Origin of the sequence: Mycobacterium sp. TKK-01-0059 (genome assembly GCF_000709305.1) — a bacterium.
Lineage (GTDB): Bacteria > Actinomycetota > Actinomycetes > Mycobacteriales > Mycobacteriaceae > Mycobacterium > Mycobacterium intracellulare.
Genome location: NZ_KL446993.1, coordinates 1546688 through 1568122 on the forward strand (window position 1 = coordinate 1546688; position 21435 = coordinate 1568122).

19 protein-coding genes are annotated in these 21435 nt (G+C 67.5%); 6 read left to right on the forward strand and 13 right to left on the reverse strand.

Annotated features, from left to right (window positions below):
* The first annotated feature begins 14 nt into the window (after positions 1-14).
* Both K883_RS07595 and K883_RS07600 read left to right on the forward strand, forming a co-directional pair.
* Positions 15-1067 (forward strand): sigma-70 family RNA polymerase sigma factor, encoded by a 1053-nt coding sequence (locus K883_RS07595; protein ID WP_369751755.1) that lies wholly within the window; start codon positions 15-17, stop codon positions 1065-1067.
* A gap of 13 nt (positions 1068-1080) precedes the next feature.
* Entirely contained in the window at positions 1081-2493 is a 1413-nt protein-coding gene (locus K883_RS07600) for an alpha/beta hydrolase domain-containing protein (RefSeq protein WP_036454145.1), read from the forward strand.
* Between the two features lie 38 nt (positions 2494-2531).
* On the opposite strand, the gene K883_RS07605 is transcribed toward K883_RS07600, so the two are convergent.
* Positions 2532-3665: an NAD(P)H-dependent amine dehydrogenase family protein gene (locus K883_RS07605; protein WP_081656353.1), complete on the reverse strand. Its 1134-nt coding sequence runs from the start codon at positions 3663-3665 to the stop codon at positions 2532-2534.
* A 74-nt stretch (positions 3666-3739) separates the two neighbouring features.
* Between K883_RS07605 and K883_RS07610 the strand changes: the two genes are divergently transcribed.
* From K883_RS07610 to K883_RS07625, 4 genes are all read left to right on the forward strand, one after another.
* Positions 3740-4618, forward strand: coding sequence for a MarR family transcriptional regulator (locus K883_RS07610; RefSeq protein WP_020823810.1), 879 nt, complete (start codon positions 3740-3742; stop codon positions 4616-4618).
* Positions 4619-4640: 22 nt separating this feature from the next.
* Positions 4641-5366, forward strand: coding sequence for a pirin family protein (locus tag K883_RS07615; protein WP_086427225.1), 726 nt, complete (start codon positions 4641-4643; stop codon positions 5364-5366).
* Positions 5367-5423: 57 nt separating this feature from the next.
* A complete protein-coding gene (locus tag K883_RS07620; protein WP_036454148.1) occupies positions 5424-6842 on the forward strand; it encodes a YhgE/Pip domain-containing protein in 1419 nt (472 codons plus the stop codon).
* Positions 6843-6921: 79 nt separating this feature from the next.
* The gene (locus K883_RS07625; protein ID WP_086427148.1) at positions 6922-8031 is read left to right on the forward strand and encodes a phosphodiester glycosidase family protein; all 1110 of its coding nucleotides are present in this window, start codon (positions 6922-6924) and stop codon (positions 8029-8031) included.
* Between the two features lie 136 nt (positions 8032-8167).
* Here the strand turns inward: K883_RS07625 and K883_RS07630 are convergent, their stop codons facing one another.
* The 12 genes from K883_RS07630 to K883_RS07685 form a co-directional block, all read right to left on the reverse strand.
* On the reverse strand, positions 8168-9523 hold the full coding sequence (locus K883_RS07630; RefSeq protein ID WP_141244938.1) for an IS1380 family transposase: 1356 nt from the start codon (positions 9521-9523) through the stop codon (positions 8168-8170).
* Positions 9524-9627: 104 nt separating this feature from the next.
* Positions 9628-10305 (reverse strand): YoaK family protein, encoded by a 678-nt coding sequence (locus K883_RS07635; RefSeq protein WP_020823815.1) that lies wholly within the window; start codon positions 10303-10305, stop codon positions 9628-9630.
* Between the two features lie 72 nt (positions 10306-10377).
* A complete protein-coding gene (locus tag K883_RS07640; RefSeq protein ID WP_020823816.1) occupies positions 10378-11082 on the reverse strand; it encodes a hypothetical protein in 705 nt (234 codons plus the stop codon).
* Positions 11049-11603, reverse strand: coding sequence for a hypothetical protein (locus K883_RS07645; protein ID WP_020823817.1), 555 nt, complete (start codon positions 11601-11603; stop codon positions 11049-11051). Before K883_RS07645 ends, K883_RS07640 begins: the two co-directional genes overlap by 34 nt.
* Positions 11600-12571, reverse strand: coding sequence for an RDD family protein (locus K883_RS07650; RefSeq protein WP_020823818.1), 972 nt, complete (start codon positions 12569-12571; stop codon positions 11600-11602). Before K883_RS07650 ends, K883_RS07645 begins: the two co-directional genes overlap by 4 nt.
* Positions 12568-13248: a hypothetical protein gene (locus tag K883_RS07655; protein ID WP_008261956.1), complete on the reverse strand. Its 681-nt coding sequence runs from the start codon at positions 13246-13248 to the stop codon at positions 12568-12570. The genes K883_RS07650 and K883_RS07655 overlap by 4 nt, the downstream gene beginning before the upstream one ends.
* Positions 13218-14768: a virulence factor Mce family protein gene (locus K883_RS07660; RefSeq protein WP_008261958.1), complete on the reverse strand. Its 1551-nt coding sequence runs from the start codon at positions 14766-14768 to the stop codon at positions 13218-13220. Before K883_RS07660 ends, K883_RS07655 begins: the two co-directional genes overlap by 31 nt.
* Positions 14762-15913 (reverse strand): virulence factor Mce family protein, encoded by a 1152-nt coding sequence (locus K883_RS07665; RefSeq protein WP_036455308.1) that lies wholly within the window; start codon positions 15911-15913, stop codon positions 14762-14764. Before K883_RS07665 ends, K883_RS07660 begins: the two co-directional genes overlap by 7 nt.
* Before the next feature lie 8 nt (positions 15914-15921).
* Entirely contained in the window at positions 15922-17535 is a 1614-nt protein-coding gene (locus K883_RS07670) for a virulence factor Mce family protein (protein ID WP_020823820.1), read from the reverse strand.
* Entirely contained in the window at positions 17532-19094 is a 1563-nt protein-coding gene (locus K883_RS07675) for a virulence factor Mce family protein (protein ID WP_020823821.1), read from the reverse strand. Before K883_RS07675 ends, K883_RS07670 begins: the two co-directional genes overlap by 4 nt.
* Positions 19091-20131, reverse strand: a complete 1041-nt coding sequence (locus K883_RS07680; RefSeq protein ID WP_009957839.1) for a virulence factor Mce family protein — start codon at positions 20129-20131, stop codon at positions 19091-19093. Before K883_RS07680 ends, K883_RS07675 begins: the two co-directional genes overlap by 4 nt.
* A complete protein-coding gene (locus K883_RS07685) occupies positions 20128-21435 on the reverse strand; it encodes an MCE family protein (protein WP_020823822.1) in 1308 nt (435 codons plus the stop codon). Before K883_RS07685 ends, K883_RS07680 begins: the two co-directional genes overlap by 4 nt.

Below are 21435 nucleotides of genomic sequence, written 5' to 3' on the forward strand. Positions count from 1 at the left end.
GTGCAGCGTAATGGCTGGGATCCCGGCCGGGGTTGCGGACACTGCGTAGGCTCATCCGCGTGAGTCTTCTCGCCCAAGACCCCGAAGGCGACGCGGTGCTGGGGACCGATTTCTCGGCCCAGGCCGAGCCCTATCGCCGCGAGCTGCTCGCCCACTGCTATCGAATGACCGGGTCGCTGCACGACGCCGAAGATCTGGTGCAGGAGACGTTGCTGCGGGCCTGGAAGTCCTACGACCGTTTCGAAGGCAAGTCCTCGCTGCGGACCTGGCTGCACCGCATCGCCACCAACACCTGCCTGAGCGCGCTGGAGGGCAAGGGGCGCAGGGCGTTGCCGGTGGGCCTGGGCGCCCCGAGCTCGGACCCGACCGCGGAGCTGGTGGAGCGCCGCGAAGTGCCCTGGCTCGAGCCGCTGCCGGAGTTGACCGATCACCCGGCGGACCCGTCGGTGGTCGTCGGGTCGCGGGAGTCGGTACGGCTGGCGTTCGTGGCTGCGCTGCAATACCTTCCGCCGCGGCAGCGGGCGGTGCTGCTGCTGCGCGACGTGCTGCAGTGGCGCTCCGCCGAGGTCGCCGAGGCGGTCGGCACCACCACGACCGCCGTCAACAGCCTGCTGCAGCGGGCCCGGTCGCAACTGGATGCCGTCGGTCCCAGCGCCGACGACCAACTGGCGCCGCCGGATTCGCCCGAGGCCCAAGACCTGCTGGCCCGCTACATCGCCGCGTTCGAGACCTACGACATCGACCGCCTGGTGGAGTTGTTCACCGCGGAGGCGATCTGGGAAATGCCGCCGTACGCCGGCTGGTATCGGGGCGCGGCGGACATCGTGACCCTGATCCACCAGCAATGCCCGGCCGAGGCGGGCGGAGACATGCGGCTGCTGCCGCTGGTCGCCAACGGTCAGCTCGCCGCCGCGATGTACATGCGCGCCGGCGACGTGCATGTCCCCTTCCAGTTGCATGTGCTGGATGTGCACGGCGAGAAGGTGTCTCACGTGGTGGCGTTCCTCGATGAGACGTTGTTCACGAAGTTCGGGCTGCCCGGTTCACTGTCCGCCGGTCAGGAGTAAGAAGGTTGCGCACATGACGAATTCCACCGCCCTGGTCACAGCCGCGCCCGGAAAGCCGCTGCTGCTGCTGAGCGCCTATGACCTCGCCGACGTGGGCTACCGCGTCAAGGAATTCTTCGTTTCCGCGACGGCCTCGTCCTATACCCCGGTGACCGAGTTGGGACCCGATGGCCGCTGGGACGTAACACCCTCGGGCTCCGCCGATTTCACGACGCGGATCGTGGTGTTGACACCCACCGATCCGGCCCGATTCAACGGAACAGTGCTGGTCGAATGGCTCAACGTGAGCGGCGGCATCGACGCTCCCGCGGTATGGATGATGGCGCACCGCGAAATCATCCGGTCGGGCTACGCCTACGTCGGGGTCTCGGCGCAGCGGGTGGGGGTCGAGGGCGGCGACAGCCTGCTCGGCGCGGACATGTCGCTGAAAACCCAGGACCCACAACGGTATGCGCCCCTACACCACCCGGGCGACGCCTTCTGCTACGACATCTTCTCCCAGATCGGCGGCCTGCTCAAAAGCGACGAAGGCCGGGCCCTGCTGGGGGATCTGCCCGTGCGGCGCGTCATCGCTCTGGGCGAATCGCAATCGGCCATGTTCCTCACGACCTACATCAACGCCGTCGACCCGTTGGCCCGCAGCTACGACGGGTTCCTCGTCCATTCCCGTTTCGGCTCAGCCGCCCCGCTCGACGGAACCTCGATCTTCGCGGAAACCGAAGAGCCGCAAGGGGTTGCGTTCCGCCCGGAGCTGCGCGTCCCGCTGCTGACGGTCGTCACGGAAACCGACGTGTTCGGCGGAGCCCGGCAGGGCTACTACTTCGCCCGCCAGCCCGACAACCAATACCTGCGGGTCTGGGAGATCGCCGGCGCCGCCCACGCCGACAACTACACCATCCAGGTCGCGTTCATCGACAGCGGGTCGGCGCCGCTCGCGGACATCGCCGCCGCCTACACGCCGACCAACATGCTGATGGGCCAGCAGTTGGCGCACTGCATCAACTTCGGGCCGCAACACCACTATGTGGTGCAGGCCGCGCTCACCGCCCTCAACACGTGGGTCGCCAGCGGCGAGCCGGCGCCGAGCGCGGAACCCCTTGAGGCCCGGGAAACCGAAGGGCCGCAACCGGTTCTGGATGGCAACGGCCTCGCCCGCGGAGGGCTCAGGACCCCCTGGGTGGACGTGCCGGTCGCCCGGACCTCGGGGCTGGGTGGCGAGGAAAGCATCATGTCCATGATCTTCGGCTCCGGCGAGCTTTTCGACGCCGCCACGCTGCGCCGGCTCTATCCCGGCGGGAGCACGGAATACCTGGAGCGCTTCACCGGCGCGCTCGACGCGGCGATCCGCTCCGGATTCATTCTGGCGGCCGACCGCGCCGAGATCCTGGAGCTCGCCGCCGCGACGTACCCCGGCGCGCGGTCCTAGGCAGGATTGCCCGCCTCCTCACTCGCGCCGTTCCGGCGCTAGAACAGCCGGCTGTCGGGCGGCGGGCCCGGCACCGGACGCAACAGGCCGGTCCCGGTGATCAGCGGCAGATCCAGCGCGGAAAGCAGCCCGGGCGGGGCAGCGCACACTGCGGGGATGGCGTTGACCATCCGCGAGGAGCCGGCGATGCGCGCCCCCAGATCGTGATCGTGGTCTTCGGCCATCTCGAATTCGCACCGCATGCTCGGGGAGCCCTCAATCTCGACGCGGTACAACCCGCGGCCGGACGCCATGCCGTAACCGAGGTCCTTCGGCGGGATGCAGATGCGCGGCTGGGGCCAGTCCGGCGCGACGTCGTCGCGCATCCGGGTCACGTGGTCGAGGACGAAGGTCGGCTTCCCACCGACGTAACCGGTCAGCGTCGAGCGCATGGCCACGATCGTTCCGGCCGCGATGTGCCCCGTCGGCGTGTCGAACGATTCGTCGGCGGGGATCCGCGCGTTGGCCTCCTCGATGTTGTCGATCTTGACCCCCAGCCCGGCGGCGAGCTGATGCAACACCGGCCCCCAGCCGAAGGTGAAGATCCCCGGCTGCGCCGCGAAGGCCGGGTAATCCGGCTGCTGCCCGAAACCGAGGATCTCGTAGACGGCGGAGCGGTCGGGATAGGTCGCGTAATTGAACATCTCGGTCACCCGCACCGAATCGATCACGCGTGACACGCCGGTAAGCGCCAGCGGCAGAACGTCATTGGCGAACCCGGAGTCGATGCCGGTGGTGAAGAACGATGCCCCGCCGTCGATAGCCGCCCGGCGCAGCGGCTCGGTGAAGGCGGAGTCGACGCCGTCGGGAAAGACCAGCGGCACCACCGAACACGACACCACGTTCTTTCCGGCCCGCAGGATCGACACCATGTCCTCGACCGCATCCAGCGGCCGCAAGTTGGCGGCGGCGGCGTACACCACTGCGTCGGCATCGCCGGCCAGCATGGCCGCCGGGTCCTGGCTGGCCACCACGCCCACCGGCGCGATGCCGCACAGCTCCCCGGCATCGCGGCCGGCCTTGGCATCGCTGTGCACCACCACGTCGAGCAGTTGCAGCTCCGGATGGTCGATCACCCCGCGCAGGGCGACCACGCCCATGGAACCGGGCCCCCACACTCCCACCTTCAACACGACATTCTCCTAATACTAGGATCTATATGCTTGCATTTTGGACGGATCGTAGGGAGGCGGCGGTGGATACGTCAATGGCGCAGGCGCCGGTCGAATCACGCGTCAAATCACCGCCCACCGCCCGGGTGATGGATGTTCTTGCCGCCCTGTCGCATTCGCACGGCGGACTGACATCCGCCGAGCTGGCGAAGCGCTGCGCGATCAGCACCTCGACGTGCGCGCTCGTGCTGGCCGAGTTGGAGCGGCGCGCGTGGGTGGCGCGCCACGGGGATCGCCGCTACGTCTTGGGCAGCGGGCTGTTCGGGCTGGTGCACGGGCTGCGCGCGCACTTTCCGCTGCTGGACCGCGGGCGTGACGCGCTGCACTTCCTGCACGACACGCTCGGCGCGGGCTGCTCCATGTCGAAGATCGGTGCCCGGCACCTGACCACCGTCGACACCGTCGGGCACGGCACCGACGGCGAACACGCTGTGGGCCAGCGCTTCCCCATCGACCCGCCGTTCGGCCTGGTCGCCATGGCCTGGCGCGACGAGGATTTCGTCCAGGCCTGGTTGCGGCGCGTGACGCCCCGGCTCACCCATGCCGAAATCTCCGAGCACCAACGGGTGCTGGCCGATATTCGCGCCCGTGGCTATGGCGCCTGGCGGTTCGACGACACTCACAAGTCGCTGCACCATCGGCTGGCCGAGGTGCTGGCCTCGCTCGAGCCGACCGCCCACGTCACCCGTCAGCTCACCACACTGATGACGATAGTGACACTGCGGTCGGTCACCGACGTCCTCGAAACAGACTTGGCCACCGCGGAATTCGTCGTGCTGCCGATTTTCTCTTCTGATGGCCAGCCGGAATACCAGATCGAAATCCACCTGGGTCACGCCACCGGGCTCACCCTGCCCGACCTCGACGCCGCGCTCCGTGATGCCCAAGGGCTGCTCACCGCCGCGGTCGCCTGACGACGCCGCGGATTACGCTGGGATCATGCCTACCGCGGAGATCAGGCGTGCGGCCGATCGGGCCGTCACCACCACACCCTGGTTGACGTCGCGGCACTCGTTCTCCTTCGGCGACCACTACGACCCGGGCAACACCCACTACGGGCTGCTGTTGGTCAACAATGACGACATCGTCTCCCCGGGAACGGGTTTCGACACGCACCCGCATCGGGACATGGAAATCGTGACCTGGGTGCTGCGCGGCGAGCTTTCCCATCACGACTCCACCGGCAACCGCGGGGTCATCTATCCCGGCCTGGCGCAACGCATGTCGGCCGGCAGCGGCATCCTGCACTCCGAACGCAACGACTCCGCCAGCGAGCCGGTGCATTTCGTGCAGATGTGGGTGATTCCCGACGAGTTTGGCATCGACCCGGGCTACCAACAGCACGAGATCGACCAGAAACTGTTGGACGACAACCTTGTGACGATCGCCTCAGGCACCTCCACCCACGACGCGGCCATCACCCTGCACAACCGCAACGCCGCGCTGCACGTCGCACGCTTGCGGCCCGGGGCGGCCATTAGCCTTCCCCCGGCCCCCTACCTGCATCTTTTCCTGGCCCGCGGCCGCGTCAGCGTCGAAGGGATCGGGGAGTTGAACGAGGGGGACGCGGTGCGATTCGCCGACGCCGACGGCCGGCGCGTGGCGGCGGGCGAGCCGTCGGAACTGCTGATCTGGGAGATGCACGCGAAGCTGGGTGACTGAGACCATAGAGGGCCGGCGAGGTAGCCCATAGAGTGGGCACGACAGACAGGAGTCGGCATGCCTCACTCGCACCCGCAGCACGCGGCGCCCAACCCCAAGCACAACATCAAGGCGATCCGCACCGTGCGATTCTGGGCGGCACCCCTGATCATCACGTTGGCGTTGATGTCGGCGCTGTGCGCGCTCTACCTCGGCGGCATCTTGAACCCGAGCACCAACCTGCGCCACTTCCCCATCGCGGTGGTGAACGAGGACGCCGGCCCCGGCGGCGCTCAAATCACCGACCGGCTGGTCAATGGGTTGGACAAGAACAAGTTCGACGTCCGGGTGCTCTCCCGCGGCGAGGCCAAACGGCAACTGGACACCGGCCAGGTGTACGGCTCGGTGGTGATACCGCCCAGCTTCTCGTCCAAGCTGCGGGACTTCGCGACGAGCGCGGTGATGCCCGCCCGCGCCGAACGGCCGTCGATCACCATCTCCACCAACCCACGGGCCGGCACACTCGGCGCGAGCATCGCAGGCCAAACCCTCAGCATGGCCATGGGCATGGCCAACGGCATTGCGGGGCAATGGGTTACGGCGGAGGTGGCCGCGCAGACCGGCGGCGCGCCCCTGCCCGGCGCGGCCCAGGTGGGCCTGAGCGCCCCCATCGAGATCCAGACGGTCGTCTACAACCCGCTGCCCAACGGCACCGGCAACGGACTGTCCGCCTTCTATTACGCGCTGCTGCTCCTGCTGGCCGGATTCACCGGCAGCATTGTGGTCAGCACGCTGGTCGACGCGCTCCTCGGCTATGTGCCCGCCGAATTCGGCCCGGTCTACCGATTCGCCGAGCAGGTCAGGATCTCGAGATTCCAGACGCTGCTGCTCAAGTGGGCCATGATGGTGCTGCTCGCGCTGGTCACCTCGGCGGTGTACCTGTGGATCGCCGACGCGCTCGGCATGCCCATCGATCTCAGTTGGCAACTCTGGGCGTTCGGCGTGTTCGCGATCGCCGCGGTGGGCATCACGTCCAGTTCCCTGCTCTCGGTGCTGGGCACGGCGGGGATGCTGGTCAGCATGCTCATCTTCGTGATCCTCGGCTTGCCGTCGGCCGGTGCCACGGTGCCGCTGGAGGCGACGCCGTCCTTCTTCCGCTGGCTGGCCGCATTCGAGCCGATGCACCAGGTTTTCCTGGGCGCTCGGTCGCTGCTGTACTTCGGCGGCCGCGGGGATGCGGGCCTGACCCAGGCGCTGACCATGACGTCGGTGGGCCTCGTCATCGGGCTGCTGCTCGGCGGCATCGTCACGCACCTCTACGACCGCAAGGGCTTTCACCGGATTCAGGGTGCGGTCGCCTTGGCGATCGCGCAGGAGCACCAGGCTCAGCACAAGGCGCGCCGCGGCAAGCCGGCGGAGCCCGCCGTCACCGGGCCGGAGCCCACCGCGCCGGATCCGACCGCCACCGAGCCTGAAAGCTCAAGCGAACAAACGTAATTCGCGCGTGGCCCCAGCGTCATCGGCCCGTTATCTTTGTTGACAGTGTGACTTCTGAGACTGATGATGTCTCTGTTGCATCCAGATCATGGCCGAAAGGGCTATCGTGCTGACCCGACGCGCCAGCTTCCGCCGGCTGGCGGCGTGCTGCACCGCCCTCCTCGCCTGCTTCACGCTGGCCGTCACCTCGGGGCAGCCCCTTGCGCGGGCCGCCGACGGACGCGATCTACTCGCCAACGCCATCGGTAGCACCCGCGGTTCTTACCTGGTCTACAACTTCGGCGCCGGTCACCCCGCGCCGATGCTCAACGCGGGCGGCAGTTGGTATGAGATGAACAACGGCGGTCACCTGATGATCATCAAGAACGCGGCCGGACGGCTCAAACCGCACCTGCTCGTCGACACGCACCAGGGCGACCAGGCCCGCTGCGAAAACAATCCCGGCGCCCGCACCGGCGAGGGGCTGTGGCAGGCCTCGGAGCTCTACGCGCCGCTGCAGGCGTGGCAACGCATGGGCCAGCCGACGATCGCGATCAACGCCAACTTCTTCGACGTGCGCGGGCAAAAGGCCGGTTCGTGGCGCCAGACCGGCTGCAGTTCACCGTTGGGCGCCTTCGTCGACAACACCAACGGGAGGGGCCGCGCCAACCAGGCGGTCACCGGCACGCTCGCCTACCCCGGCAAGCAGGGTCTCTCCGGCGGCGGCGAGAGCTGGAGCGCGCTGACGACGATGATCCTGCCCTCGGGCGGGGCGCCGTATGTGGTGTGGCCCAAGACAAAAAAGGATTACGACGCCGCCACCCCGGTCGTCCAGGACCTGCTCAGCAAGAACGAGAGGTTCGTGGCGGTGTCGGGGATCGGGCTGCTGGCGCCCGGCAACACCGAACAGCTGCACGACGGCGGTCCCAGCGCGGCGCGAACGGCGCTGGCCTACGCGCGGCAAAAAGATGAGATGTACATCTTCGAGGGCGGCAACTACACCCCGGACAACATGCAGGATCTGTTCCGCGGGCTGGGCAGCGACAACGCCGTGTTGCTCGACGGCGGCGGCTCCTCGGCGATCGTGCTGCGCCGTGACACCGGCGGCATGTGGGCCGGCGCCGGCTCGCCCAGGGGGTCGTGCGACACCCGGCAGGTGCTGTGCGACTCCCACGAACGGGCACTGCCGAGCTGGCTGGCCTTCAACTAGCCTCGATCTTTCGTGAGCGGGTTTGGTTGTAACCGGTTTGAGTTGTTTGGCCGCTGTGGTGGGTAGGGCATGGGCGCTCCCCGGCGCTGTCTCGCCGGTTCTCCTGGTCCTCGGTGGTTGGGCTGGTTCTTTGGATTCAGTTGAGTGCCGCGAGGTTTCGCTGACCGTCTAGCAGCAGCTCCGACCACGGCCATCGTCTGCTCAGGCGCAGGATGGCGCGGCGGCCGGTGGTGATGATCCGGCCGGCCACGCTGAGCAGTCGCAGGCGCAATCGCTTGGGTTCCCAGCTGCGGGCGGGATGATCGTGCCAGGCCAGCAGCTGAGTCCAGGTCAGCAGCTCATAGGCCAGGGCGGCCAGCTCGAGCCAGATCTCGTTTTTGCCGAAGGCCTGAAGCGGCAGGTTGGTCAGCCCGGTGTCTTTGAGGGCGCGGATACGGTCCTCGGCGCGGGCCCGCAGTCGGTGGCGTACTTCCAGGTCGGCGATGCGCCCACCGGTGGTGTTGGTGGCGAACAAGGTGATGCGCCAGCCCTCGGCGTCGGTGATACGCAGCTGGGCGCCCGGATGTGGACGTTCTCGACGGGCGATCACCCGCATCCCGGGCGGCCAGCCCACGAAGGTCGCTGGAAGCCAGCGGGTCAGCTCGGCCACCTGCGCGCCCTCGCGCAGACGCCCATCGGCGTCCTTGGCGCGGCGCCACGCCTGACGCGGGAGTGCGGCCAAGGCGTCGCGCACGGGTTGACGGCCGTAGACACCGACCGAGTAGGACAAGCCCAGGTGGTGGATGTGCCAGAGGAACTCCTTGACCCCGGACCCGGTGTCTCCGCGCACCAGCACCCGATCCCGCGCCGCCTCGGGCAGTTGCGCCAACGCGGCGTCGAGGACCGCGATCTGATCGGCGGCGTCGCTGGCGTTGGCCCGGCCCGGTCGCAGCATCGCTGCCAGCGGCTCCCCGGTCCCGCCGGGGCCGTGATCAACGAACGCCATCATCGGGTGCAACCCGTAGCCCCGTTTGAAGTTCGGGGTCGCGCCTTCCTTATCCGAGTGCGCCCCGATCAAGGTCGCATCCAGATCAACCACCACCTCCCCGGCGGCGGCAATCGGCCAGGACCGCTGCCAGACCACCGAGCGTGCGCCCGCCCGCGCCCGCCGGATCGCGGCAATCGCCGCGGCGGGATCAGCACCGAGCGCCTCGACGAGACGGCTGATCGTGGGATCAGAAGCCACCACGCCGAACAGCTCGGGCTGAGCACGCAACAGCGCCGCATCAGCCAAGCAGTCATCACCCAAGGCGATCGTCACCGCCAGATCCAGCACCGTCTTGCCCGGATCGTGGACCCAACGCACCGACCGCCACGGCCCCAACTGCTGCGACAGTCCCCGCGTCAAGCCGCTGACCTGCGCAGTCTGCAGCAGCAATGACGCACCGGTCGACGAAATCAACGACTCGCTACCGGATTCAACCCGAAACCCCCAACAACGGCTACGCTTCACCTACGGAGTGCCTTCCCGCTTGCAGAACATGGACCCTCGACAAGTCACATATTCTCAAGCAGGACAGGCACTTCCGTGCATTACACGCCCGCCATCAACCACCATCACGAAAGATCGAGGCTAGCCGCCACCGCAGCGTTTTTCGTCGGGGCGGGACCGCGCCTGAAGATCATCAGGCTCGTTCCTATCACAGCCGCGGCCACCGCGAACACCGGGGCGACCGTGTACCTCGACATCGTCGCCCCGACGAACGCGCCGGCGCACATCATGACGACGACGCCGATGCGCAGCCTTTGGCGTTCACCCGTGCCGCCGGCCAGCCGGCTGTCCAGGCCCAGACTGACGATCGTCGACGTCAGCACCGTGGTGGAGAGTTCCGGGATGCCGAACTGGCGTGCGCTCGAGTGTTGCAGCCCGAATGTCACGGCCAGCATGCCGATCATGATGAGTGTGGAATTCCGTTGATAGGGCAGCACTCCCGCTCCCGCCAGTATCGACAATGCCACCAGCAGAACGATTTCCGTGGCCAGCACCGTGGTGATCCACGCCCGCGTCCGATCACCGAAATGCCGGGACAGCCGGCCGCTGAGCACGGTAGTGCACACGAAGGTCGGCAGGGCGACCACGACGGCGGTCAGGTCGATGCTGGTTTTCGGCGCCAGCCAGAAGCCGAGGAAGATCACGTTGCCGGTCATGTTGGCGACGAACACGTGGCCGAGGACCAGGATACTGATCGAGTCGGCCAATCCCGTCGCAAACGTCAGCAGCAGCAGCGCCGCCACCGTCGATCGTTGTGATACCGGCGAGGTAACAGCCATGGGGTGCAGTCTATTTCGGCGCGGCCCGCTGCGGCGCTACGTTTTCGGTGTGAGATCCAGCGAGGTGATCGTCGTCATTCTGGTCACAAGCCAGCGGCTCTTTGATCGCTTCAGGAACAGCCGGTAGGACAGGTACTTCAGCGACGGCACGTTCTTGGTCAGCGGGCTGGTGGACGTCGTGTTGGTGTAGATGATGACCACGGCGTTGGTGTCGTCGAGCGATTCGACCGCCGCGCCGGTGACGTCGGTGTGGTTGGTGATCTTGGCCTGCTTGTTCGGCGCCACGATGGCGTCGACGAATTTGCGGTACTGCGCCGCGAAATCGCCGGTGAGATAGGCGGATGCGCGGTCGGCGAGGGTGTCCATGTTTTCCGGGGTGTAGGTCCACAGGGTGGTGATCGCGTTGGCCGCGGTCCGCGCGACGTTGAGTTTCGTTTCGGCGACGGCCCGGTCGGCCAGGTAGGGCTGCACCATCGCGCCGCCGAATCCGGCGGAGCCGACGAACAGCACGGCGGCGACCAAGGCGACGATGGCCCACGCCTTGCCGGCCAGGCGTCGCTTGCGCGCAGCGGCGGGCGGCGGCGTGTCGGCTGCCTGCCCGGCGACGTCCTCGGTGTCCTCGGCGTCGGTGTCCTCGGCGTCGGCGACGGTGTCTGGTGCCGCAGCGGTCGCCTCGTCCTCGGGGGCCGCTGGGTTTTCCTCGGCGGTCAGATCACCTGCTGCAGGTTGCTGATCTTCCACTGGTTACCTTCCTGCGTCGCGGTTGCCGCCCAACGGTTGGCGTTTTCCAATACTTGCTTCTGATCCGGTGACTTCGTGGTGATGGCCGTGGCCACCATGACATTGGCGCTGCCATCGTCGTTCCAGCGCTCCAGGCCGGCGCCGAGGACACTGCCGGTGGCCGGTTCGGCCCGGGCGACCTGAAGCAGGATCTCGTTGGCGTTCTTCTGGTACTGCTTGGCGAAATCTCCGGTCGCCTGGGCCAGGATCCGGTTCACGTAGTCGTTGGCGTGAAAGGGGTCAATCGAGGTGAACTGCGTCATGAAGCCGCTCACGTAGGTCAGCACCTCGCGGTCGCGCGAGGCGGCGCGGGCCCGGGATTCATGCGACACCCACACCAGCGCGCAGGCGCTGATCGCCGCGACCATCAGCACCGCCGCGACCGTGCTGGCCAACGGCGCCAGCCATCCCCGCTGCGGGGCGACCGGGCGCTCGACGAGCAAGGGCCGCTCACCGGGCACGAACTTGCGGCGCGGGCTCATTTGCCGCTCGCCGGCGGTTTCGGCTTGGACAGCACGGTGAGATCATCGACGCGCCAAGCGTTTCCGCCGTCCTTGGCGAAACTCACCCGCACGGTTGCGCTGATGTAGCGCACCTCGGGCGCCGCGCCGCGCCGGCCCTGCATGAACAACAGCATGGTGGCGCGCCTCGGGGCCGCCGATTCGATCGAGCTGTTGGTGACCCAGTACTCGTTGATCACCGGGGTTCCCTTGCGCACCAGGTCTTGCTGGGCCGCCAACTGTCCGCGGTATTTGTCGGTCGCCAGCGATTGGGCCCGGGTGAAGTCGTCCTGCAGGGACTTGGGGTCATACGTCAGCATCTGGGCCACGATTTTCGGCCCCTGCGTCGAGAGCTGGGCGCGGGTCTGCTCGCTGGCCCGCTGCGGGGCGTACACCGCGCCGTAGCTCAACGCGGCACCGCCCACGCATGCCAGCGTCGCGGCCGCCACCGCGGCCGCGGCCCAGCGCCGGACGTTCGGGGGCGCCTGGTCCGGCTGCAGGCGTCGCGCCTCGGTGCGCGCCACCATGTCGGCGAACGTGCGGCGACGCGAATCCCACAGCGGCCACAGCCATCCCACGGTCGTCGCGGTGTCGAGCAGGTGGGCGACGTCGCGCAGCAGCAGCGTCCACGGCCCCGCGGCCTCACCGCCGCGACGCGTCACGGCGATGCCCGCCACGGCGCGGCCCAGGCTCCAGCCAAGGATCGTCGGCAGCAGCAACCGGTTGACCAGCATCGCCAGGACGGCGAGCCCCATGACGCAGATGGACACCCACCACCACAGGCCGCGCGCCGGCACCGTGAGCGACACCAACGCCAGCGTCGCCAGCACCGCCACGCCCGGCAGCACGTCGATGGCGAAGGCGCCGACGCGAGAATGCCAGGGCGCCAAGGCTTCCCGCGGTGGCTCTGGGACGTCCGTGGGTGCAGTCTGTTCGACCACCACCGTCACTTCGTCACCTGGTCGAGTTTGGAGATCCTGTATTGCCCCTCGGCGAATGCCATCTTCACCCGCAGGCGGTAGCCGGTCTCGTTCTCAGTCTGATCGCTGGCCACCTTGACGCGGAGCGCGACAAGGATATTTATCGACCCGTCGGGGTTGTTGCGCTCGACCGCCGCCCGCACATCGGACACCTGAACGTGGATGTTCGCGGCCTGGTACGCCTGAACGAGCATGCTGGTGTACAGCAAGGCCTGCGTGCGGAAAGTGTCTGTGCCACATTCGATGATCTTCTGCTCAGCCGCGGTCATCGCGTTGGTGTCCGGCGCCTGCGTCGCCGTGACGCATTCGACCGCCGCCTTGAGCGCGGTGGCATCGTTGCGGGCGATCACCAGGCTGTCGCGGTGATAGCGCTGCGCGAGGTAGCCCCCCGCCCCGATCGCGCCCGCGCATAGCACCAGCAGCACCGCGATGGCGGCCAGCCACCCGCGTCCCACTCTTGACGCGCCGCGCGGCGCGGTCGCACCGGGCTCACCGGATTCCACCGGATCCTGGGGGTCACCCTGCGGATCGGCCTGCTCGGCTACGCTGTCGGGTGCCGTCGAATCCTCGTCCTTGTCTTCGGGGCTCAACGAATCGTCGTCCGTGTCGATGGGGTTCAGCCGGCTGGTGCCAGCATCTCCTTCCATCCGTCGTCTCCTGTTCTGGTCGAATTCTCGACGGAGTATTTAACCCCGTCTGGCCCCACCAGTTCACCGCTTTGGGGACTGTAGACCGCCGTGGGAGGCCCGCTGGGGGTGTAGACACACGGGTTGGGTTGCTGGCCGTTGCACTGCACGCTACCCGACCCCGGCCGCGACAACGGATCGCTGGTGGGCGGGGGCGTCCCCGCCACCCGGTCCGAGGGCGCGGGGTTGAGCCCGTTGTTGATCGACGGCGCGGGGATCACCATGCCCGGGCGCACCGACTGATCGCATCGCGCTCCCGGCGCGGGGCAGGTCAGGATCTGGTTGGGGTCGCCGTACCAGGGGTTGGTGCCCGCCGGGACGTACGGCTTGGGGTCGCGGCATTCCCGCGGGGTGGCCGCCCGTTTGCCCGGGATGTCCGTACAGGGGATGTTGCGCGACCCGCGCACGCTGTTGGCCGGGGTCTCCATCGGGATCTTGCAGTACGTGCCCGTCGGCAACGGCTGAATGCTGGTGTCCGCCGGGGACCGCCACTCCGAGGCCGGGATGAAGCCGGTCAGGCACGGCGGCGGCTGGTTGATCGACAGCGCCAGGTCGAGCGCGGCCATGTTCGGGAATGGGGCGGCCACCGTCTGGGCGATCGACGCGCCCTGCGGAAGGAACACCAGGACCTGCTCGACGCCGGTGTGGTAGCGCTTGAGCAGGTCGAAGACGACCTCAAGATTGGCCAGCGTCTGCGGCAGCGACTCCCGGACGCCGCTGAAGAGGTCGTTGACCTGATCGGCCGTCGGCGCCGCCTGGTGCAGCAGGCTTTTCAGACGCTGGTCCTGCTGCGCGGACTGGGCGGCGAGCCTGTTCAGGTTGCGTGCCCAGCGCTCGATGTTGTCGCGCGATTTGACCTGGCTGTCCAGCACCGGGCCGGAGTTCTCGATGATGTCGTTGACGTCGGTGATCTGGGTCTTGAAATCGCCGACGATGGCCTGGGTGGAGTCGACCAAGCGCTGCAGGGCGGGACCCAGCCCGCCGACGGATTGCGCCGTCTCGTCGAGCAGCTGGCCGATCTTCTCCTTGGGCAGCACCGCCAAGCCGCGGTTCGCCGTGTCCAGGGCCGGCCCGATTTCGGCGGGCACCGTGCCCTTGGTGATGGTCTGTCCGTCCGCGAGGTACTTGCCGGGGTTTCCGCTCGACACCAGGTCCAGGTATTGCTCACCGACGGCCGAGACCGAGTGCACGTTGGCCGTCGCGTCGGTCGGGATCTTGTAGTGGCTGTCGATGCTCATCGTCGCCTCGGCGCCGCGCTCGGTCGGCTCGACATCGGTGACCTTGCCGATGGTGATGCCGCGATAGGTGACATTGGCCGTCGGATACAGCCCGCCCGAGGCGGGCAGCTCGGCCTTCAGCGTGTACCGCCCGATGCCCATCAGGCTCGGGATCTGCAGGTAGTACACCCCGAGCACGAGCAGCGAGATGACGGTCAGGATCCCGAAGGCGATCAGCTGGCGTCGGATGAAGGGAGTCAGCAATTCCTGTCCCCCCTTTCCACCAGCGGTCCACCCGGCGCGTCATTCGGGTTCGGCGTGTAGCGCACGTCGGGGATCATCGTCTCGGGGTCACGCCCGAACGACTGCTCGAGCGCCCGCAGGGCTCCCGACAGCCCGGTCCCGGTCAGGAACGCGTTGTCGACCGCGCTGTAGGTCAGGTCCAGCGTCAACGAGATGTTGATGTAGTCGCCGCGGAAGATCTTCGGCACCGTGTCGATGTCGAACGGCTGCGTGAGGATCAACTTCAGCGCGCCGATGAGATACGGCGAGGCCCGGCCGAGCTCCTTCAACGGGCATTGCAGCGCCTGCAGGTCGGTGTACAGCGGCGCGCGCGCCTCCGACAGGTACTGGTCGGCGACCTGGCTCAGGCGCCCCACCGAATCGACGGCGTTGATCAGCAGGTTTTGCGTGTCGGCGAAGTGTTTGATCAGCGGCGGGATGTCGGTGAGCACCCGGTCCAGGACGTCCGCCCGCCCGCCGACGTAGGTCAGCAGCCGGTTGGTGGAGTCTATGGCGTGGGTGATGTCGTCGCGCTGCGCGTTGAGCTGGGTGGTGAAGGTGTCCAGCTTGCCGAGCAGGGACCGGATCGCCTCGCCGCGGCCGTTGAAGATGTTGTAGATCTCGTTCTGCAGCACCTCCAGGTTGGGGATGCCGCCGCCGCGCAGGATCAATGAAAGGCTGGCCAGCGTCTGCTCGGTGGTGGGGTACGACGACGAGTTCTTCAGCGGAATGGTGTCGCCGTCCTTGAGCAGCTCGGGCGACGGGTTCGGCGGCGCCGCGAGCTCGACGTGCTGCGAACCCAGCAGCGAGGTCTGGCCGATCTTGGCGGTGGCGTTCTTGGGCAGCTTGGTGTGCTTGTCCAAGCCCAGCGTCAGGGTGGCCACCCAGTTCTTCAGGTTGATGGCCTTGATCGAGCCGACGAACACGTCGGCCACCATCACCTTGCTGTTGCCGTTGATCGCCAGGGTGTCGGGCACCTGCACATAGATGGTCATGGACCCCGCCCCGCTGCCGGGGCCGCCCGGAATCGCGACGTTGGAGATGCCCTTCCAGCCACACGAGCTCAGCACCATCGCGGCCACCAGCAGCACCAGCGTCTGCCACGCACGGTGGCGGATCAGCCTCATCGCGCTCGTCACTGGCCACCTCCGAAGTCAGCGGCCGACGCCGGCCCGCCAGCGTTCGGCGCGGGCGCGGACACCGGCGCCGGGGTCGGCGCCACGGGACCCGGGGCCACGCCCGGCCCGGGCGGCGGCGGCTGGATCGGCACCGGGGCGTTCAGTCCCATCACCGGCAGGATCGGGTTCTCGTCGTAGGCGTTCGGCGGACCCGGCGGGGTCTGCAGGTTCGACTGGACGGGTTCGATGTTCGGGCCACCCATGAGCTCTTCCAACGACTCCGGCGTCATCAGGCCCGCGGTGATCGGCCCGACCTGCTGACCCTGCATGCCCGGGGCGACGATCCAGCCCGGCTGGGTGTTGCGGTGCGAGGTCGGGGTGTCGGGCACCCAGATGCCGGGGACGGTCGTGTCCTTGTACCCGTTGGGCGGCTGCAAGCGCGGCTCGGAGTAGGCCACTTGCTTGGGCAACGTCTCGGCGGTGCTGAACAGGTTCAGGCCGAACGGCGGGTAGTTGAACTTGATCGCGTCGAGGATCGGCGCCAGGTACTGCGCGCACAGTTCGGCCGACTCTTGGTAGCCAAGCCGGCTGCCGGCCTGGATCGCGCTACAGATGAACTGCATCGGGTTGGCGAAGTTGGTGATCGACGTGATGGCGACCAGCGATCCGTGCGACGGGTGATAGATCTGGTTGATGTTCGCCGCGGCCGTCGGCACGACGTGCAGCGCGGTCTCCAAACCGTTCAGCGGATCCGGTTGCAGCAACGCGTTCGTCGCGGTCTCGAGGTTGTTGACGTCGTAGGTCAGCACCCCGGCGTTCTTGTCGAGCCAGGGGCGCACGGTGGTGAGCAGGCTGTCGAACTGCTGGATCGCGTTGGACAGGTCGGTGTCGTTGTGCGCGAGCCGGGTGGTGAAATCGGCCAGGTTTTGGTTGAGCGCGACGAACTGCGCGTCGTCTTGGTGCAGCGCGTTGACGAACAGCGCCAGGCTGCGCACCACGGCGAAGAAGTCGCCGCGGCCCTCGTTCAATGCGGTCAACGCCTGCGACAGGTTGCTCAGCGTGGTGTTGAACTGCTTGCCCTTGCCGGCCAGCCCGTTGGCGAACGACTCGATGACCTCACCGAACGGGCCCTTCGGCTGCTCGGCGGTGGGACCCAGTTTCGAGATGATGTTGGTGATGCTGTTGCGCAGCTGGTCCCATTCGACGGGAACCTGGGTGCGCTCTTCGGGGATCACGGCGTTATCGGCCAGCACCGGACCGCCCTTGTACGGCGGCTCCAGCTGGATGGCGCGCGAGGCCACCAGGGTGGGGTTGAGGATCACCGCCGACGCGTTGGCCGGCACCCGGTATTTGTTCTCGTAGTGGAAGGTGACCTTCATCTTGTCGCCGCTGGGCTCGATCTTGTCGATCGCGCCCACCCGCAGGCCCATGATCTGGACCTTGTCCCCCGGATACAGGGCGTTGGCCGCCGGGAAGTAGGCGACCACGGTGTTGTTGGTGAGCTTCTCGTAGAGCCGCCAGCCGACGTAGCCGACGACGAGGGCCAGCACGATCACCAGTGATCCGATGATCACCGACGCCCGGGACAGCTTCGGGAGCCGAATGTTGCGGATGTCGAAGATGGTGCTCAATTCTGGCTACCTCCCGTGACACCGCTGCCTCCGGCTCCACCGGGGTTGATGAACGGCGCCGGCAACTGGTTGCCCGGCCCGGGCGGTGCCGGCGGACCCGGCGGCAGCCCCGGCGCGAACGTCGACGGCGGCGGCACCGGTCCGGCCGGCGCCAGGTTCTCGGTACGCGCACCCGGGGGCGCCTGCGTCGGCAACGGGACGGGTGTCCCGGGCACGTCCGGCGGCGGGTCGCCCGGCCGGCCCGCGATATTGATGCCGGGCGTGGGTGGCAGGCCCGCGGGGTTCGGCGGTGACGTCATCACGTCCACCGGCGCCGGGAAGCCCGGACCACCGAACGGCCCGGACACCGCACCCGCGCACGGCAGCGGGTTGTCGGGCCGGGGCAGCCCGTCGGCCGCCGGCGTGTATGAGCACGGCGATCCCGGTGGGACGGCCGGGCCCGGGTGGTCGGGCGTGCCCTCGAGCACCGGGGGCGCCGGCGGCGGCGCGCCGTTGGGGAACCGGGTGCCGTTGGGGTCGGGGAACCGGTACGCCGGCAGACCCGCGCTGCGCCAGAAGTCCTCCGGATCGATGCCGCGCTTCTTGAACGCCGCGTCGACCCACGGCTGGGAGATCTGGTACAGGGCCAGGTTGTGCAGGACCACCTTGAAGAACGGCCCCGAGGCGATGGCCTCGTTCAGCGACGGCAGGAACTTGCCGACCTCGGTGAGCCCGTTGGCCAGGTCGTCCTTGCGCTGCACCAGGATGTCGCTGACCGTGCGCAGCTGCTCGAGCACATGGTTCAGGTTCGGGTTGTCGTTGATCAGCCCCTTGACCTGTTCGGAGAACGCGGCGACGTTGGCCAGCAGGGCGTTGATGGCCCGGCCGCGTTCGTTGAAGGCGGCCAAAAGCGTTTTCGCGTTGACCAACGCCCGGTCGACCTGGTCGCTGCGATCACCCAGCACGCCGGCCACCTGGTTGGCCTGGGCGAGCAGGTGCTTGACCTGCTCGTCGCGCTTGCCGATGGTCTCGGAGAACTTGGCCACGCCGTCGAGCGCCGGGCTCAGGTGCGGGTAGGTCTGATCGATGGTCTCCGAGAGCACGTGCAGCGACTGCTTGACGGTGTCGATGTCCCAGCCCTGGGCGGCCTTGGTGACGTCGAAGAAGGCGTCGTAAATCTGATACGGCGTGGTGCTCTGGCCCAGCGGCAGGGTCTGGCCGGGCCGCAGCGGCTGGTTGCCGCGGGTCTCGACGTCGAGGATCTTCTTCCCCAGGATGGTGTCGGTCTTGATCGCCAGCCGGCTCTCGGTGCCGATGGTGTTGGTGCCGACGGAGAACTTCAACCGGATGTGGTCCCCGTCGATCTTGAGGCCCTCCACCTTGCCGACGTCCAGCCCGGCGATGCGCACTTTGTCGCCGGTGTTGATGCCGCCGGAGTCGGTGAACTGGCCGTAGTAGCTCGGCCTGGCGAACAGCATCGGAACGCTGGTGAAGCTTTGGCCGACGCCGATCACGAGCACCGTCACGATGATGCCCATCAGCCCGATGCGGATCCGGTTGGGTGGTTCCAGTGTTCTCATTGGGGCGTGCACCTACCCGTCGGCTGCTGGAACAGCCGGACCGTGCGGACCGGGCCACCGGCCTGCAGGCCGTTGATCTTCAAGGTGATGTCGCAGGCGTAGAAGTTCACGAAGTCCCCGTAGGACCCGATGGCGCGCCCGATCATGTTCAATGCCGTCGGCACCTTCTTGAGGTAGTCCTGCAGTTGGTCTTGCTGGTCGATCAGCGGCTGCTGAACGGCGTCCAGGTAGTTGATCGTCTTGTGCAGTAGCGCTCGGTCCTCGGCGAGCAGGTCGGCGACCGTCCCGGCGGCGTTGCTGATGTGGGCGAACCCCGCGGCCTGCGAGTCGCCGTGGTTCTTGAGGCCGGTGATCAACACCTCGAGCTTGTCGACCGTCTGGTCGAATTGCTGCCGGTGCCGGACCGTGGTGTCCAAGACGATGTTCAGGTTCTTGATGACCTCCCCGATCGCTTGGTCGCGCTCGCCGAGTTGGTTAGTCAGCTGCGCGGTGTTGTCGAGGATGTCGTTGATGGTGCCGCCCTGGCCCTGGAACACGGTGACCAGCGCGGTCGCGATGGTGTTGACCTTCTGTGGGTCGAGCGCCCGGAACAGTGGCTTGAAACCGCCGATCAGGGCGTCGAGGTCGAGCGCCGGCGTCGTCCGCGACAGGGGGATGAACCCGCCGGGCGGCAGGACCTTGTCCGCGCCTTCGCCCTGACCGCGTTTGATCTCCAGGTAGCGGTTACCGATCAGGTCGAGGTAGCGGATCTGGGCGGTCGTCGACTGGTACAGCGGGATGGAGCGGTCGACGTTGAATTTCACCCGGGCGCGCTTGCCGCCGTCGACCAGCTCCACCTTGTCGACCTTGCCGACCTCGACGCCCGAGGCGCGGACGAACTGGCCCGCCCGCAGGCCGCTGATGTTGCTGAATTCCGCCGAATACCCGTTGGTGCGGTCGAAGCGCATCTGACCGAACACCACGAAGATCATCACGGTGAAGATCAACAGCACCACCGAGAAGATGCTGAGCCTGGTAATGGTTCCGGAGATTTTCATGGGTTGATCGTGTTATCCCCTACCTGGCGGCCCCAGACATACTCGATCGCGTACGGCGATCCGGTGTCCAGGTGGTTGTACGGCGCGAGGCTGTTGCCGGAGTCCATCACCAACTCCGGTGCCGGCCACAGATCGTGGGTGAGCGGCTGCCAGCAACCCGGGGCGCCGCCGGGGCCGCCGCGGGCGTTCACGCGCGGCAGGTTCTCGGGCCAGACGTAGGGGTTGGGCGCGCCGCCGACCAAACCTGCCGTGGCACCGAGCCCAAGCGTGAGCGCGGCGACGGCCACCAACGACAGCGGGTTGGCGATCAGGCCCAGCCCGGACAGGGCCTGGGTGTGGCTGTTGAGCGAGTAGCCGTTGCCGCCCAGGAACGTGGCGGCCTTGGGCTCGATGTCGTGGTAATTGCGGACCGCGCAGAACAGTTCGGGGCTGTAGGTGTCGAGCAGCTGGGCCGTGGGCACCAGATCGGCGGCCCCGCGCGCCAGATACGGGCCGCCCTTGGTGAACAGGTCCGCGCCGGTGTTGCCGAACCCGGCCGCCGACAACAACGCCTGATCCAAATCCTTTTGCTGCGCGTTGATCGTGCGCGAGGTCACCACCGCGTTGTTCAAGAAGTCGAACAGATCCGGCGAGGCGTCCGCATAGGTGTCGCCCAGCGCCGCCAACTGCTGAATGTCCTTGCGCGCCTGCGGCATCCGCGGATTGACGTCGTCGAGGAGTGTATTGGCGTTGATCACCGACTGCCCGAGCTTGTCCCCCAGCCCGGCCAACGACTGCGCCGCCGCGCTCAACGTCAGATTCAGCTTGACCGGATCGACCTTCTGCGCGATCGAGGTGATCGTCTGAAACAGCGTGTTGATCTCGGTGGTCACCGAACGCGCATCCAGCACGGTGTGCGCCGAGATCTTCTGCGGCGACGGGTGCGCCGGCGTCGTCAGCGACACGTACTTGCCACCGAACACCGTCGTCGCCTTGATATCGGCATTCACATTCGACGGGATCAGCTTCAAATACCGCGGATAGACCTCGAGCGTGAACTTCGCCGCCGGCTTGCCGTCGCGCACGGTCTCCGCGATCTTGCCGACACGGCCGATCTCCACCCCGTTGTAGGTGACCTTCGACCCCGGATCCATCACCAGACCGGCCCGCGACGCCAGCATCGTCAGGTTGGTCTTGGGGGTGAAGTCGCCGCGGAACTGGCCGTAGACGAAACCGAGGACCAGCGCGGCGATCACCAGCGCCGCCAACCCGGCCCACTTGTACGGCGGGGTCCGGGGAGCATTGGTCTGGATCGGCGCTGGCAT

Bases quoted from the DNA above. Each gene is read 5' to 3' on its own strand.
- K883_RS07620 (WP_036454148.1), top strand. From the start codon at position 5,424: ATGCCTCACTCGCACCCGCAGCACGCGGCGCCCAACCCCAAGCACAAC.
- K883_RS07680 (WP_009957839.1), bottom strand. From the start codon at position 20,131: ATGAAAATCTCCGGAACCATTACCAGGCTCAGCATCTTCTCGGTGGTG.
- K883_RS07655 (WP_008261956.1), bottom strand. From the start codon at position 13,248: ATGGAAGGAGATGCTGGCACCAGCCGGCTGAACCCCATCGACACGGAC.
- K883_RS07685 (WP_020823822.1), bottom strand. From the start codon at position 21,435: ATGCCAGCGCCGATCCAGACCAATGCTCCCCGGACCCCGCCGTACAAG.
- K883_RS07675 (WP_020823821.1), bottom strand. From the start codon at position 19,094: ATGAGAACACTGGAACCACCCAACCGGATCCGCATCGGGCTGATGGGC.
- K883_RS07665 (WP_036455308.1), bottom strand. From the start codon at position 15,913: ATGAGGCTGATCCGCCACCGTGCGTGGCAGACGCTGGTGCTGCTGGTG.
- K883_RS07600 (WP_036454145.1), top strand. From the start codon at position 1,081: ATGACGAATTCCACCGCCCTGGTCACAGCCGCGCCCGGAAAGCCGCTG.
- K883_RS07645 (WP_020823817.1), bottom strand. From the start codon at position 11,603: ATGAGCCCGCGCCGCAAGTTCGTGCCCGGTGAGCGGCCCTTGCTCGTC.
- K883_RS07610 (WP_020823810.1), top strand. From the start codon at position 3,740: ATGGCGCAGGCGCCGGTCGAATCACGCGTCAAATCACCGCCCACCGCC.